Annotated in this window: 16 protein-coding genes; 7 read left to right on the forward strand and 9 right to left on the reverse strand. The window is 40.7% G+C overall.

All coding sequences use genetic code 11. The features are described 5' to 3' along the window. Positions 1 to 40 precede the first annotated feature (40 nt). Complete coding sequence (gene sugE / locus ACYUCW_RS13700; RefSeq protein ID WP_004245413.1) at positions 41 to 355, forward strand: quaternary ammonium compound efflux SMR transporter SugE; 315 nt, start codon at positions 41 to 43, stop codon at positions 353 to 355. A gap of 76 nt (positions 356 to 431) precedes the next feature. On the opposite strand, the gene frdD is transcribed toward sugE, so the two are convergent. The 4 genes from frdD to frdA are packed head-to-tail and all read right to left on the reverse strand — an operon-like array spanning position 432 to position 3742. Continuing rightward, entirely contained in the window at positions 432 to 791 is a 360-nt protein-coding gene (gene frdD / locus ACYUCW_RS13705) for a fumarate reductase subunit FrdD (protein ID WP_004245412.1), read from the reverse strand. A gap of 14 nt (positions 792 to 805) precedes the next feature. Next, positions 806 to 1201 (reverse strand): fumarate reductase subunit FrdC, encoded by a 396-nt coding sequence (gene frdC, locus ACYUCW_RS13710; RefSeq protein WP_004245411.1) that lies wholly within the window; start codon positions 1199 to 1201, stop codon positions 806 to 808. A 14-nt stretch (positions 1202 to 1215) separates the two neighbouring features. After that, positions 1216 to 1953 carry a succinate dehydrogenase/fumarate reductase iron-sulfur subunit gene (locus ACYUCW_RS13715; protein WP_004245410.1) on the reverse strand — a complete coding sequence of 246 codons (738 nt, stop codon included), beginning with the start codon at positions 1951 to 1953 and terminating at the stop codon, positions 1216 to 1218. Continuing rightward, positions 1946 to 3742, reverse strand: a complete 1797-nt coding sequence (gene frdA, locus ACYUCW_RS13720) for a fumarate reductase (quinol) flavoprotein subunit (protein ID WP_004252782.1) — start codon at positions 3740 to 3742, stop codon at positions 1946 to 1948. The genes ACYUCW_RS13715 and frdA overlap by 8 nt, the downstream gene beginning before the upstream one ends. Positions 3743 to 4701: 959 nt before the next feature. Here frdA and epmA point away from each other — a divergent pair. Continuing rightward, positions 4702 to 5679, forward strand: coding sequence for an elongation factor P--(R)-beta-lysine ligase (epmA, locus tag ACYUCW_RS13725; protein ID WP_004245408.1), 978 nt, complete (start codon positions 4702 to 4704; stop codon positions 5677 to 5679). A gap of 261 nt (positions 5680 to 5940) precedes the next feature. Here epmA and glpQ read toward each other — a convergent pair whose 3' ends face one another. Both glpQ and glpT read right to left on the reverse strand, forming a co-directional pair. Beyond that, positions 5941 to 7020, reverse strand: a complete 1080-nt coding sequence (gene glpQ / locus ACYUCW_RS13730; protein WP_460408802.1) for a glycerophosphodiester phosphodiesterase — start codon at positions 7018 to 7020, stop codon at positions 5941 to 5943. 133 nt (positions 7021 to 7153) lie between these two features. Then, a complete protein-coding gene (glpT, locus tag ACYUCW_RS13735; protein ID WP_004245406.1) occupies positions 7154 to 8506 on the reverse strand; it encodes a glycerol-3-phosphate transporter in 1353 nt (450 codons plus the stop codon). Between the two features lie 380 nt (positions 8507 to 8886). Here glpT and glpA point away from each other — a divergent pair, with 380 nt between their 5' ends. The 3 genes from glpA to glpC are packed head-to-tail and all read left to right on the forward strand — an operon-like array spanning position 8887 to position 13032. After that, a complete protein-coding gene (gene glpA, locus ACYUCW_RS13740) occupies positions 8887 to 10545 on the forward strand; it encodes an anaerobic glycerol-3-phosphate dehydrogenase subunit A (protein ID WP_004245405.1) in 1659 nt (552 codons plus the stop codon). Continuing rightward, positions 10535 to 11842 (forward strand): glycerol-3-phosphate dehydrogenase subunit GlpB, encoded by a 1308-nt coding sequence (gene glpB, locus ACYUCW_RS13745; protein ID WP_049256171.1) that lies wholly within the window; start codon positions 10535 to 10537, stop codon positions 11840 to 11842. The genes glpA and glpB overlap by 11 nt, the downstream gene beginning before the upstream one ends. After that, complete coding sequence (glpC, locus tag ACYUCW_RS13750; protein WP_004245402.1) at positions 11839 to 13032, forward strand: anaerobic glycerol-3-phosphate dehydrogenase subunit GlpC; 1194 nt, start codon at positions 11839 to 11841, stop codon at positions 13030 to 13032. Before glpB ends, glpC begins: the two co-directional genes overlap by 4 nt. A 156-nt stretch (positions 13033 to 13188) precedes the next feature. On the opposite strand, the gene ACYUCW_RS13755 is transcribed toward glpC, so the two are convergent. Together ACYUCW_RS13755 and ACYUCW_RS13760 are read right to left on the reverse strand one after the other, a co-directional pair. Further along, positions 13189 to 14292, reverse strand: a complete 1104-nt coding sequence (locus ACYUCW_RS13755) for a glycerol dehydrogenase (RefSeq protein ID WP_004245401.1) — start codon at positions 14290 to 14292, stop codon at positions 13189 to 13191. 320 nt (positions 14293 to 14612) lie between these two features. Then, a complete protein-coding gene (locus ACYUCW_RS13760; protein ID WP_004245400.1) occupies positions 14613 to 15287 on the reverse strand; it encodes a 7-cyano-7-deazaguanine/7-aminomethyl-7-deazaguanine transporter in 675 nt (224 codons plus the stop codon). Positions 15288 to 15312: 25 nt separating this feature from the next. Between ACYUCW_RS13760 and ACYUCW_RS13765 the strand changes: the two genes are divergently transcribed. Continuing rightward, positions 15313 to 15501 carry a hypothetical protein gene (locus tag ACYUCW_RS13765; RefSeq protein WP_242630274.1) on the forward strand — a complete coding sequence of 63 codons (189 nt, stop codon included), beginning with the start codon at positions 15313 to 15315 and terminating at the stop codon, positions 15499 to 15501. Then, complete coding sequence (tusA, locus tag ACYUCW_RS13770) at positions 15498 to 15752, forward strand: sulfurtransferase TusA (protein ID WP_004245397.1); 255 nt, start codon at positions 15498 to 15500, stop codon at positions 15750 to 15752. Before ACYUCW_RS13765 ends, tusA begins: the two co-directional genes overlap by 4 nt. A 67-nt stretch (positions 15753 to 15819) precedes the next feature. Here the strand turns inward: tusA and ACYUCW_RS13775 are convergent. Beyond that, the coding region (locus ACYUCW_RS13775) for a transposase (RefSeq protein ID WP_170837719.1) at positions 15820 to 15917 on the reverse strand (98 nt) is incomplete at its 5' end.

A 15917-nucleotide genomic window follows, 5' to 3' on the forward strand; every position in this document is an offset into this window, starting at 1 on the left:
ATATTCAGGGGACGACCCCAATTATCAATAGGGGTAGTTTATGTCTTGGATAATTCTCTTTGTCGCTGGCCTATTAGAAATTGTGTGGGCGGTTGGTCTTAAATACACTCATGGTTTTACCCGTTTAACACCAAGTATTATTACGATCAGTGCGATGATCGTGAGTATGGGGATGTTATCGTATGCGATGAAAGGCTTACCTGCGGGTACGGCTTACGCCATTTGGACCGGTATTGGTGCCGTTGGTACGGCTATCTTTGGTATTATCGTTTTTGGTGAATCCGCCAATATTTATCGTTTATTGAGTTTAGCGATGATTGTTTTCGGTATTATTGGTTTGAAATTGGCGAGCTAATTGTCAGTAATATTCACACAGTTTAGCGATAAAAAAAGCCACTCAATGAGTGGCTTTAATTTTATTTATCAAGCGATTATAGTGTAAAAACACCAATAATTGCGATAACACTAATAATTGCTGCAGCACCATAAAATACCCAATTACTAGCAGGTACATGCACTTTAAAATCGTGCAACGTATGGTGAATACGGTGTAATGCACACCAAACTGGCAGAATAATCATTAGCAGTAAGAAAATACGACCAATAAAACCTTGGCTAAATGCCATGATACGATCGTAAGTAAATGCTTCTGGCGCAATACCCATCGGGATTAGAATACCGAGCAGGATAATAATTGCTGGAGAGACAATCGCACTCCACATACCACCTGCACCAAATAATCCCCAGAAAATAGGTTCATCAGAGCGCTTAGGAAGTTGATTCTGATTCATTATTTCCTCCTGGGTTAAACAATTAGCGCCACTGCCAGAATAACGACAGTCACGACGATGGTTAGACCCCATAAACCACGAACGATAGGCTCTTGTGGTAATTTTTCATCTTTAACGACGATATTAACGGCTTTCGGTGCAAGCTTAAACCAAGTGGCCGTATGGAATACCGTTGCGATAAGGGTCACAATATTAATCAGCATCACTATTGGGTTACTTAGGAATCCAACGAATCCCGCCCAACTTTCTGGTCCATTTTTCAGTGCAAATACACCGAACAGTACAACCAGACTGAACCAAAGTTGTGGTAGACAAGTTCCTTCACGGGTGATGTAGAAACGATAGAAACCGAGTTTCGTCCACCAGTTTGGCTGCATACCACGAACATAAGGCTTACGTTTTGTTGTCATGTCTTGTTTCCTCCTTAACGTGGTTTCAGCATGGCAATGACAAAGTCTTGCGCACTGGCTGCTTTACCCTGCTGAATAGCCGCAGCAGGATCCACATGTTTTGGACAGACTTCAGAGCAGTAGCCCACGAAAGTACAAGACCAGACGCCATTCTCACTATTTAATTGAGGCATACGCTCTTTAGCCCCATGGTCACGGCTATCGGTATTGTAACGTTGTGCTAACGTAATCGCTGCAGGACCAATAAACTCAGGATTTAAACCAAACTGAGGACATGCTGCATAGCATAAACCACAGTTGATACAACCAGAGAATTGGTGGTATTTCGCCATTTGAGCAGGAGTCTGTTTATTTGGACCTTCTGAAGGCTTGCGATCATTCCCTAAGATGTAAGGTTTAATCGCTTCTAAGCTTTCAATAAAGTGAGTCATATCGACGACAAGGTCGCGCTCGACAGGGAAGTTACCTAACGCTTCGATTCTCACCCCATTTGGGTAATCACGCATAAAGGTTTTACAAGCCAATTTTGGGACTCGGTTAACCATCATGCCGCAAGAGCCACAAATCGCCATACGGCAAGACCAACGGTAAGACAGATCTGGCGCTAAGTTATCTTTAATATAACCCAATGCATCCAATAATGAGGTTTGCTCATCGTAAGGCACATCATAAGTGACGAAATGAGGCGCATCATCCGTTTCGGGGTTATAGCGCATGACTTCCATCTTAACGTGCTTCATGTCATCAGCCATTCGCTTTCTCCTTATTCTGCTTGTCTTGTGCAGTCGCTTCACCACCATAGACACGTTTAGCAGGAGCAGATTTGGTGATCTTCACATCGCTATATTCTAAACGCGGTGCACCTTCTGGGTTATAGAATGCCAGAGTGTGTTTAAGGAAGTTCACGTCATCACGCTCAGTACAACCTTCGTCAAGACGTTGGTGTGCACCACGAGACTCTTTACGATTGAATGCAGAATGCGCCATACATTCAGCGACATCTAAACCAAAGCCAAGCTCAATTTTATACAGTAAATCAGTATTAAAGACGCTACTGGTATCTTTAATTTCTACGTGTTTAAAACGTTCTTTTAGTTCAGTCAGTTTATCAATGGTTTTTTGCATTAATTCAGGTGTACGATAGATACCGCAACCTTCTTCCATGGCTTCACCCATTTCATCGCGGATCTGAGCCCAATTTTCAGAACCTTTTTGGTTCATCAGTTTTTTCAGATTGTCTTCGATGTCACGAGTTTGTGCATCTAATGCTGATGCGTTAGCAGGGGTTGCTTCTTGGGCACGACGAACAGCTTCTTCCCCAGCAAGACGGCCAAATACTACAAGTTCAGCCAGTGAGTTAGAACCTAAACGGTTAGCGCCATGTAAGCCGACAGATGAACACTCACCCACCGCAAACAGACCTTTAATACGTGTTTCTGTGCGCTGATTAGTCTCGATACCACCCATGGTGTAGTGTGCAGTTGGACGAACTGGAATAGGTTCATTAACTGGATCAACACCCACATACGCTTTTGCCAGTTCACAAATGAATGGTAAACGTTCATGAAGTTTTTTCGCACCCAGATGACGTAAATCAAGATGCACGACATCACCACGGTGAGTTTTAATGGTACGACCCGCGCGCCACTCATGCCAGAATGCTTGAGAAACTTTATCGCGAGGACCTAATTCCATATATTTATTTTCGGGTTTACCTAATGGTGTTTCTGGTCCTAGGCCATAATCTTGTAGATAACGGTAACCATCTTTATTGACCAGAATACCCCCTTCACCACGGCAACCTTCGGTCATCAGAATACCTGAGCCCGGTAAACCAGTTGGGTGATATTGCACAAATTCCATATCACGCAGTGGCACGCCATGACGTAAGGCTATCCCCATACCATCACCTGTAACGATACCGCCATTAGTATTAAAGCGATAAACGCGACCTGCGCCACCTGTTGCCATAATGACAGCATTAGCACGAATTTGAACTTTCGTCCCTTCCATCATATTAATAGCAACAACACCACGAGCGTGGCCTTCATCAACAAGGATATCGAGAACGAAATGTTCATCGAAACGTTGAATTTGTGGGTATTTTAAAGAGGTTTGGAACAGGGTGTGTAACATGTGGAAGCCGGTTTTATCGGCGGCGAACCAAGTCCGTTCGATTTTCATCCCACCAAAACGTCGGACGTTGACTGACCCGTCTTCTTTACGGCTCCAAGGGCAGCCCCAGAGTTCTAGTTGAGTCATCTCTGTTGGACAATGCTCAACGAAGTAATCAACGACATCCTGCTCACACAACCAGTCACCGCCAGAAACGGTATCATTGAAGTGAAAGTCGTAGGAGTCGTGAGCCTGAGTCACTGCTGCTGATCCGCCTTCTGCTGCCACAGTGTGGCTACGCATAGGGTAAACTTTTGAGATCAGAGCAATTTTCAGTTGAGGATTTGCTTCCGCTGCAGCAATTGCTGCTCGTAAGCCTGCGCCCCCGGCTCCGATTATCGCTATATCGGCATTAAAGGTTTGCACTGCGCTTCTCCATTGTTCAAGTGAAAATTGGAATAATTGTCTAGAATTCAATTCACTGACATTATTAATTTAGTAATGCTATTTTTTTAAGCTATCCGTAACGAAAATGTTTCACTGCCTTGTGACTACGCTTGATAACATCGTTATTATCATTGACTGTAATTTTAGTATAACGAAATGTAAGGTACGGAAATTTGATATGAATGATGGTTTTCCCGTATTTCACAAAAAAAGTGTGATCTACACCAAGAATTCTCGGTTTTACTAATAATTAACCAGATAAACTTGAGCATAAAATAAAATATTTAATTCTAAAATAAAAATAAAGTTAGCAATGAATAATTCGTTTTTAAAGTATAGATAATTTGAATTACAAAGAACAATGGTTTTTTGTTATTGACTGATTTTTAAGGTAAAATAAATTATCTTTAAGCTGTTTTAATATAATTTAATAAAAATATAAACAAATAGTTAAAATAAACTTTTACTATTTATCTAAAACAAATCGATTTGTCTTATTAATTGTTAATAAAATATTAATAAAATCTCTTAAAGATTATAATAGCCATCAAACTTAACGGCGCTAAATATTAAATAGTGCTTAAAATTGATAAAAAATAGACTTATTTTATATAAGAAAAATATGAGTTTATTGTTGAACTTAATTGAGAAAGAGAATTATTCTAATTTTTATTTTTGATACACCGCTGCGCTATTAGTGGCATAAAAAGTTGTTATCGTTATTGTCTTGGGATAGACGTGCTATTGCTAGTGACGAAAAAACGCAAAAAAGTAGATGATTTGTAGAATTGTATTGATTGTATTTATATGTTTGTCGATATTTAATCAATATAATTGGTGGGAATGAAAATATGGTACATCTTTTCTGGAAGAAATTTGTCTGTTGAAGAGGATGCGAGTAAACTGCACGCTTTGTTTTCTGTTGGAGTTTTTCGTTCATGAGTGAAATCGCGGATTGGCAGCCAAGCGCCTCAATCGCCAACTTACTGAAAAAGGCGAAAATTGTCAGTAATATTAGGCGTTTTTTCGCTGATCGTGGTGTTTTAGAAGTTGAAACACCGATGATGAGTCAGGCTACCGTTACCGATATTCATCTATGCCCATTTGAAACCCAATTTGTGGGGCCTGGTGCTTCTCAAGGGCTAAAGTTATATTTAATGACCAGTCCTGAATACCATATGAAGCGTCTATTAGCGGCGAACAGTGGGCCAATTTATCAAATGGGGCGTTGCTTCCGTAACGAGGAAGCCGGTAGATATCATAATCCGGAATTTACGATGCTTGAATGGTATCGACCTTGTTTTGATATGTACCGGTTGATGAATGAAGTCGATGATTTATTACAAGAAGTGCTTGATTGTGAAGCGTCTGAATCGCTCTCATATCAACAAGCCTTTTTGCGCTATCTCGATATCGACCCTTTATCTGCAGATAAAGAAAAGTTACGTGAGGTTGCGGCAAAGCTTGATTTATCAAATATTGCTGACACAGAAGAAAATAGAGATACGCTACTGCAATTACTTTTTGTGTCAGGTGTAGAGCCTCATATTGGTCTTGAAAAACCAACCTTTATCTATCATTTTCCTGCTTCACAAGCTTCCCTTGCTGAAATTAGCTCAGAAGATCATCGTGTTGCAGAGCGATTTGAGGTCTATTTTAAAGGTGTTGAGTTAGCAAATGGTTTTCGTGAATTAACGGATGCTAAAGAGCAACGTCTTCGTTTTGAACGTGATAATCGTCAACGTGTTGCCATGGGATTACCTGAACAACCTATTGATGAGCGTTTTTTAGCTGCGCTTGAAGCTGGATTACCTGAATGTTCAGGGGTTGCTTTAGGCGTTGATCGCCTGATTATGCTCGCACTCGGTGTTGAGCGCATTAGTGATGTGATTGCTTTCCCTGTTTATAGAGCATAATTTATTTGCTAATCAGATTAAAAAGAGAGTTTAGGCTCTCTTTTTTAATATGAATAATATGGAAAAATACGAAAAATTGGTAAACGAGCATTTAAACGAGCATAAAATTAGCCTAAAACACAATATACTGTGATAACAAACGAGTAAAGCGTATGGATAATCGGAGCGATTTTCACTATGAGATACGGTGAGAGTAGCAGAGCAACTCAAGGGAAATTATCCTGCCCTTTATTGATAAGAGCAGGATAACAGAAATAAAGGTTATTTAGCTTGTTTTTGTAAGAACTTAACCCCTAAATCAGGGAAATCAGTAAATACCCCTTCGGCACCCGCTTGGTTATAAATAATGTCATAAAGCTGATCGCCATCTTTGGCATATTTAGGTAGTTTATCCACTCGTACCGTAAATGGATGAATGGTTAACTTGTTGGCATGAGCATCGGCGGCCATACCGGTTAAGGTGATTTTATCTGGTGTCGAGTCTTCTTCTACTAACATATGATAATCAGGGCCAATGCCATCAGCATAAGTCGCAATTTCTTTCATGGCGCCAGGTTTAAACATCCAGTCATAACTGTAGTTTGTCCATGTGCCATCTGGTTGTTTTTCATATGTCTCATTCCAATCGGTATAAGCGATTAACTGAACCAGTTTTAAATCCATCCCCATTTGTGGCATTAATTCTGTTTTAATGCGTTTTAGATCGTTAGGATCAAAGGATTGTAGATAAACATTATCGCTCTTTTGGGTATAGCCATACTGTTTTAAGACTTCGAGAACTTTTTTAGTAATGTCTTTCCCTTCTTGTTCATGAAACCAAGGTGCTTTGATCTCAGGATAAATACCAATATCTTGTCCTGTTGATTTGTTTAAGCCTTGGATAAACTCAATTTCTTCTTGGAAAGTGTGGATTCGAAAATCGGATTTTCCCATTGGGAAACGATTTGGATAACTTTGGACTTTTTTACCGTCAACAATATCGAAACCTTCGGTAAATTTCAGTCCTTTGATCTCATCAAGAGTAAAATCGATAGCATAGTAACGGCCATCTTTTCTTGCTCTGTCTGGATAGCGTTCAGCAACATCGGTGACACGATCGAGATAGTGATCATGCAAGACAACCAGTTGGTTATCTTTTGTCATCACCAGATCTTGTTCTAGATAATTGGCACCTTGTGCATAGGCGAGTGCTTTGGCAGGTAAGGTGTGTTCAGGTAAATAACCGCTGGCACCACGATGGGCAATCACTACTTTATCGCTTGCTGCTTGTGCGATTGTACTTAAAGATAGAGTTAAAAGAACGCCCGCCACTAACGGTTTCAGTTTGAAAGGTGTACTCATAAAGTTGCTCCATTTTCATTTTCGTACAATAAAGCTATGTACAGTTGGCAATAAAAAAGCCACATCAGAAAGTTGATGTGGCTTGATTTTTAGAGATGAGATTTAATCAATTTCATAAATAATCAGTTAATGATTATTCATACTTCTGTGACATTTCACGTTTGTGTTTGGTTTCATTTATCATCACGATAAGTAATAACACAACAGATAATACACTACCGCCGATCATGACCATAAAGCCACCGTCCCAACCGAAGTAGTCAACGGTATAACCTACGATAGCACTTGCCGCAACAGAACCCCCTAAGTAACCGAATAGACCGGTGAAGCCTGCTGCGGTACCCGCAGCTTTTTTCGGCGCTAATTCAAGGGCGTGCAGACCAATTAGCATAACAGGACCATAGATTAAGAAACCAATGATTAACATACATGCCATATCAATGTTCGGGTTACCTGCTGGGTTCATCCAGAATACGATAGTGGCAATGGTTACTAAGGTCATAAAGAATACCCCAGTTGCACCACGGTTACCTTTGAACACTTTATCTGACATCCAACCACACAGCAGTGTGCCTGGAATACCTGCGTATTCATATAAGAAGTATGCCCATGAGGATTTATCCATGGCGAAATCTTTGACTTCGCGAAGATAAGTCGGAGACCAGTCCAATACGCCGTAACGAAGTAAGTAAACAAATACGTTAGCAATTGCAATCATCCACAGAAGTTTGTTAGGGAAAACATACTTCATAAAGATTTCTTTTGCTGTCAGTTCTTGTTCGTCTGTTTCTTTATAATCAGGTGGATAATCGTTTTTATATTCTTCGATAGGAGGTAGACCACAAGATTGTGGTGTATCGCGCATTAATGCAAACGCAATCATCGCTACTAAAATAGCCGCGAATGCTGGCATATATAATGCTGCTTTCCAGTCGTTAAACCATGCCATACCTAACAGGAACAGCAATGGCGGTAAACCACCACCGACGTTATGAGCACAGTTCCAAATAGAGACGATACCGCCACGCTCTTTTTGTGACCACCAGTGAACCATGGTACGTCCACAAGGAGGCCAACCCATACCTTGGAACCAACCACACAGGAACAACAGCACGAACATGATCATAATGCTCGAAGTTGCCCATGGCACAAAGCCCATAATTAACATCACAATGGATGCAAGAATAAGACCTGCGGGTAAGAAGTAACGCGGGTTAGCACGGTCAGAGAATGACCCCATGATAAACTTAGAGAAACCGTAAGCAATCGAGATCCCTGATAAAGCAAAACCCAGATCCCCTTTAGAGAATCCCTCTTCAACGAGGTAAGGCATTGCTAAAGCGAAGTTTTTCCTTACTAAATAATAAGCAGCGTAACCAAAGAAAATCCCCATAAAGATTTGCCAACGTAAACGGCGATAGACAGGATCTATCTGTTCCTTTGGCAGACGCGCTTTATGTGGCGCAGGTCTAAACAGACTTAACATATTAGCCTCCGATGGCTTTTATTTTAATATGTTGATATTAAACAATGACAAAACGAACAACAAAGGAATCAAAAAATTTTCTTTAACGAACGTAATAGTAAACTTGTTGAAGCAAATTTACTGTGAAGTAATACTCAGTTGTCGAATAATTTTTCAAGATGTGTAATTTTGAGTGATATGTTAACTTTATGAAACACTTTCTGGTAAATAATTTGTGATTAGTATCACATATGTCGTTTTAATTTTTCACTCATGAGCGTTTCTCTTTCGTTTTTGCTCATTATCAAACATTAACCACATTTTTTGTGTATCTTATACACTATAATTAACGTTAAAGAATAATTAAGCGTTTGCTGAATGTAATGTGAGAGGGCATCTCTATGATGAGCGGTTCACCAGTGACAGAAACAGATGTCATTATTATCGGCGGTGGAGCTACGGGGGCAGGCATGGCAAGAGACTGTGCTCGTCGTGGATTACGCTGTATCCTACTGGAAAGACACGATATCGCAACCGGTGCAACCGGTCGAAACCATGGTTTATTACATAGTGGCGCACGCTATGCAGTGACCGATCCGGAATCAGCGCGTGAGTGTATAGAAGAAAACATGATCTTAAAACGGGTCGCTCGTCATTGTGTTGAAAAAACGGATGGCCTTTTTATTACTCTCCCTGAAGATTCGTTAGAATTCCAACAAACCTTTATTCAATCTTGCCAAGCGGCAGGTATTGATGCTCAAGCCATTTCACCTGAAGAAGCTATTCGCTTAGAGCCTTCGGTGAATCCTAATCTTATTGGTGCGGTTAAAGTACCTGATGGTACGGTTGATCCTTTCCGCTTAACGGCGGCCAATATGTTAGATGCACGTGAACATGGCGCGCAAGTGCTCACTTATCATGAAGTGATGGGCTTGATCCGTGAAGGCGACCGTGTGAAAGGTGTACGTGTTTATGATCATCAATCTAAAAATATGTATGAGATCCGCGCACAAATAGTGGCCAATGCGGGAGGAATATGGGGACAAAAAATTGCAGAATATGGTGATTTAAAAGTCCGCATGTTCCCAGCAAAAGGGGCATTACTGATTTTAGGACACCGTATTAATAATATGGTGATCAACCGCTGTCGTAAGCCTGCGGATGCCGATATTTTAGTGCCTGGCGATACCATCTCATTAATAGGAACCACCTCAACTCGCGTTCCTTATGATGAAATCGACAATATGTATGTCACCCCTGAAGAGGTTGATATCCTGATCCGCGAAGGTTCAATGCTGGCACCTAAACTGGCTCAAACTCGTATTTTACGTGCTTATGCCGGTGTACGTCCTTTAGTGGCTAGCGACGATGATCCTTCTGGTCGTAATGTGAGCCGCGGTATTGTATTACTTGACCACGCACAACGGGATGGACTCGAGGGCTTTATCACCATAACGGGTGGTAAATTAATGACTTACCGATTAATGGCTGAATGGGCCACAAACAAGATCTGTGAGAAATTAAATATTTCAGCAAAATGTACCACGGCTGAAGAGCCACTGCCTGGCTCTCGCCAATCAGCAGAGCAAGCATTGCGTAGTGTGGTGTCGTTACCGGCGCCAATTCGAGGCTCAGCGGTTTATCGTCATGGCGATTTAGCCAATAAACTATTGAGTAATGAGCGTATTGATAAAAGCTTAGTGTGTGAATGTGAAGCGGTCACGGCCGGTGAAGTTCGTTATGCAGTGAATTCTTTAACCGTGAATAATTTGCTCGATTTACGCCGTCGTACTCGTGTGGGAATGGGAACTTGCCAAGGTGAGTTATGTGCTTGTCGCGCAGCAGGATTATTAAATCGTTTACAAGTCACAACGCCTCATGGCTCCGAACAACAACTTGCTCATTTTCTAAATGAACGTTGGAAAGGTATTCGTCCTATCGCATGGGGTAATGCGTTACGTGAAAGTGAGTTTACCAGTTGGGTGTACCAAGGTTTATGTGGCTTAGATGCCGATATGATTGATAAAACAGCTTCAGTGGAGGCCGATGATGAAATTTGACGTTATCATTATAGGAAGCGGATTAGCAGGGCTGACTGCGGGGATCCGCCTTGCTGAAGCAGGCAAATCTTGCGCCATTATCAGTAATGGACAAAGTGCGTTACATTTTTCATCTGGATCACTGGATTTATTAACGCATCTTCCCGATGGCACGCCAGTTTCTCATCCGAAACAAGCGTTATCAACACTGGCACAACAAGCACCAGAGCATCCATATAGTCGTATTGGTGAAGCAAATGTCACTCAATTGATAGAGCAAGCGCAAACGCTGTTATCAACAACGAGAAATTTAGACTATAAAGGTAACGGTGATGAAAACCATTACCGTATTACCCCGGTTGGACGTTCACGTATGAGTTGGATGAGCCCACAGCGTGTGCCGACTTATAGCGTTAATCAACCATTCCTATGGAAAAAAATAGCGGTGGTGGGGATTGAGGGATTCTTGGATTTTCAACCTCAGTTTGCAAGTAGTACTTTAAATGAACAAGGTATTGAGGCCATTCCTTATCACATTCATTTACCTTTATTGGATAGACTACGTGATAATCCAAGTGAGTTTAGAGCAATTAATATTGCGCGCTATTTAGATAAGCCTGAAAACACGCAAGCATTAGCAGAAGAATTAATTAAACACATAGATAATAGTGTTGAGGCAATTGTACTACCTGCATGTATCGGGCTAGATGAAGAAGCGCCAGTTAATTTATTACAAGAGTGTGTGGGTAAACCAATTTGTCTATTACCGACATTACCGCCTTCATTATTAGGTATTCGCCTACATCAGGCACTAAAACTGCGTTTTCAACAAGCAGGTGGTTTGATCATGCCGGGTGATCGCGCAGAAGAAGCCGATTTAGTTGGTAATAAGGTTGTCGGTATTCATACCCGTAATCATACTGATATCCCTATCCGTAGCGAGCATGTCGTATTAGCCACAGGCAGTTTTTTCAATAATGGCTTAATTGCGGAATTTGATCGTATTTACGAGCCATTAATGGAATTAGATTTATTAGAAAGTTTACCGCGTAATGAGTGGACACAAGTCAATGTGTTTGCCAAACAGCCTTATATGCGATTTGGTGTTAATACAGATAGTCAATTAAGACCGTTAAAATATGGTGAAGCGTTAGACAATGTCTATGCGGTGGGGGCGCTTTTAGGTGGTTTTGATCCTCTAAACGAAGGCTGTGGTGCAGGTGTCTCCATGATAAGTGCACTCTATGCAGCTCAACAAATATTACAGAGTGATAAATCGCAGCACACCACATCTGCGGCTGTGGAGGCAGTACTATGAGTTTACAAGATACCAGTTTTGAAAGTTGTATTAAATGTACAGTTTGTACGACCTATTGTCCTGTGGCAAAGGTCAATCCACTCTATCCAGGACCTAAACAAGCAGGCCCTGATGGTGAGCGTTTACGCTTAAAAGATCCCATGCTTTATGATGAAGCACTGAAATACTGTACTAACTGTAAACGTTGTGAAGTGGCATGTCCTTCAGATGTAAAAATAGGGGATATCATTTCCCGTGCTAAACTTAACTACAATCCTAAAACACCTAAAATTCGTGATGCTATTTTAAGTCATACTGATTTAATGGGAACGCTCTCTACGCCAATGGCGCCGATTGTTAACACTATTACCGGATTAAAACCAGTACGTAAAATCTTGGATAAAGCGCTTAAAATCGACCATCGTCGTGAATTACCCAAATACTCTTTTGGTACATTTAGAACATGGATGAAAAAACAGGTTGAAGAGCAAGCACGCTTTAAAGATCAGGTTGCGTTTTTCCACGGTTGCTATGCTAACTACAATCACCCTCAATTAGGGAAAGATTTAGTTAAAGTATTCAATAAAATGGATATTGGTGTTCAACTATTAAAACGTGAAAAATGTTGTGGTGTTGCATTAATTGCCAACGGCTTTGTGAAACAAGCGAAAAAACAAGCCACCGTAAACCTTGAATCTCTGACAGAAAAAATTGTGGAGAACAACATTCCGGTTGTTGCTACATCTTCTACTTGTACTTTCACTATTCGTGATGAATATGAACATATTCTAGATATTGATACTTCAAAAGTACGGGAAAATATAGAATTAGCAACACGTTATATTTATCGGTTATTGGAAGAAGGGCGTGAATTACCATTAAAACATACCCCATTAAAAGTGGTTTATCATACCCCTTGCCATATGGAAAAAATGGGGTGGGCGGCTTACTCCATTGATTTAATCAAACGTATTCCTGGGGTAGAAGTGATTGTATTAGATTCACAATGTTGTGGTATTGCCGGTACTTATGGTTTTAAATCGGAGAACTACGATGTTGCGCAAGGCATTGGGGCGGGATTATTCCGTCAAATTGAAGAGAGTGGTTGTGATTTAGTCATTACAGATTGCGAAACCTGTAAATGGCAAATAGAAATGTCAACAACCAAAAAATGTGAACACCCAATTAGCTTATTAGCTCGGGCATTGTAGAAAAAATTAATCAGATAACAATAACGTAGTCACTGATCACAATAACAAGCAATTTGGGAATAAAAGTCGACCTTTTATTCCCTTTTTTATTACTTTACATCACATCGTGAGTCAACAGGGTACAGAGCACCCTGTTGGCGCCATTAATATTAATCCTTAATATAACCACTCACGCCCTAATTGGTCTGCTGCCATAATCGCCGCAAACACTTTATCGGAATCAACATCAAATGGCATATTGTAAATTGTTTCACCTTCTGCACAGCTTAATTCTGCGACAGCCATGATTTTTTCATTTAATTCATCACCTGTAGCATGTACGCCTAATTCTTCTAAGGTAACAGGTAAGCCAACTTGAACACAGAAATCGAGTACTTCTTCGATCTCTTCTAACGGGCTATTTTCTAGCACTAGTTGAACTAGAGTACCAAAGGCGACTTTTTCACCGTGATACATTGCATGGCACTCTTCTAATGCAGTGAAACCATTATGTATTGCATGTGCGGCGGCTAATCCGGCACTTTCAAAACCAATACCGCTTAAAAAGGTATTTGCTTCGATAATATTTTCAACCGCAGTAGTACACACACTACGGCTGACGGCCAGTTTGGCTTTATAGCCATCTTCAAGTAGGGTGTGATAACAAAGCTCTGCTAATGCCAGTGCTGCAAGGGTGGTTTTACCTCCAGCCATTGTTTGCTTTTGTGCTCGACTACAGGCTCTTGCTTCAAAATAGGTCGCTAAGGCATCTCCCATCCCTGCCACTAATAAACGTGGTGGTGCTGAGGCAATCACATTGGTATCCATAACAACGATATCAGGATTTTTCGGGTAGAAAAGATAGCTATCAAATGCGCCTAATTCTGTATAAATAACAGAAAGTGCGCTAGTAGGGGCATCGGTTGATGCGATAGTAGGAGAGATCACCACAGGTAACTGGCATTTATAGGCGACGGCTTTGGCGGTATCAAGGGTTTTTCCTCCCCCAACACCAATGATAACAAGAGCGGCTTGTTGTTTGGCTATCTCAACTAAGCGGTCAATCTCTTTATGTGTACATTCACCGTGAAACTGTTCAAAGTGTCCATTGACTTCATACTGTGTCATGCTGTCTTTGACGATGCTGCCAGCCAGATCCATGACAAACTTATCAGCGATAATCAATGCTCTCTCACCCAAAGGTTTTGTATATTTCCCAATATGATATAACGCATCAGGCCCTTGGATATACTTCGCTGGGGATTGAATAACTTTTAACATAATAGACTCCTACTATCTTCAAAAGAGTAAAAAATCTTTATGGCGGGGAATATCATCTTAACCGAGATGGAAAAAAGCTGAGATGATCCAGAATACTATTAATAGTTTAATTGATAATAAAAATATTATATTGAAACGGGTTAATTTTTGTATTGCTAGGCAATAAAAGTCTTACTCTTTATCATTCATCAATAGTAGTGCGGTGTCTTCACTTATTATGCTAAATAATGGTATTTATTGCCGGTAGATCAAGGTATTGGTAAAAGTAAGCTAAGGCTTTATTGTGCAAAGAATAAAGCCTTATTGGGGGAGTCAATCAGCTAAGGACGGATTTGAGCATAGCTTTGTTGTTGATTTTCTTGTGCAAAAAAGTAGCGCAAAATAAAGTTCAATAATACGCCATAGGCCGGTAAGAAAAACAGCATACAAATCGTCAATTTAAAAGTGTAATCCACAAGCGCTATTTCGACCCAATTGGCCGCCATAAACGCATCTGTACTGCGATAAAAGGCAATAAAAAAGAAGGCAACAGTATCTAAGAAATTACCAAAAAACATCGCTGCACTTGGTGCAACCCACCATTTTTGTTGTTGTCTTAAACGATTAAAGACAGAAACATCCATAATTTGTCCTAACACATACGCCATAAAGCTTGCTGTCGCTATTCTTGCCACCATGATATTAAAATCATTGAGTGAGGCAAAACCTTGCCAACTTCCTTGGAAAAAGAGTGTTGATATTAGGTAGGAAATAGCTAATGCCGGTATCATAACGGCAGTAATAATGCGTCTTGCCAGAGGGGCTCCATAGATACGAACAGTTAAATCTGTCGCTAAGAAAATAAATGGAAAAGTAAATGCACCCCATGTGGTATGGAAGCCAAAAATAGAAATAGGCAATTGAACAAGATAGTTACTAGAAGTAATTATCAATATATGAAATAACGAAAGCCATAATAGCGCCGCCGCTTTTTGGCGGGAGGTAAACCTATACATAAATTGTACCTTTTTAGTGATTGGGGTGAGGGAACCCAATAAAACGTATGATTTTCTCTCATCAGGAGAGGATGCGCATCATACTCTTGTTGCGCAACAAAAGCAAAGATCGGCGATAACTCAACGTGAAGTTGATGAATGTGCCGTGATGTACGAGGCAAAGCGAGATATAATAGTGCTATCTGTTAGTGCGAAAAAATGGTTAATACAATGAATGCCCAATTTGATGATGCGACAAAAACATTAGATACCTTAGGACTACGTTGTCCTGAGCCTGTTATGTTAGTGCGTAAAACCATAAGAAATATGGCTCAGGGGGAAACACTGTTGGTGATTGCTGATGATCCGGCTACAGTGCGTGATATTCCCGGTTTTTGTCGTTTTATGGAACATGACCTATTACAGCAAGAGACGCAAGCAACACCTTATCGTTATTTGATCCGCAAAAAAGAGGGTCAGCTGTAAATCAGCTTATCCAAAGCACCGTAAAACCCCGTCCTTCAGGTCGGGGATATAAGGCGCGGTTTTTTAACTAACTCGGTGTTTCCTGTTGCTCAATGTACTGGCGGATAATGGATATTGGTGCGCCACCACAACTCCCCGCGAAATAACTCGGCGACCAAAGAACCC

The sequence above is a fragment of the Proteus sp. MB838 genome, assembly GCF_054767435.1.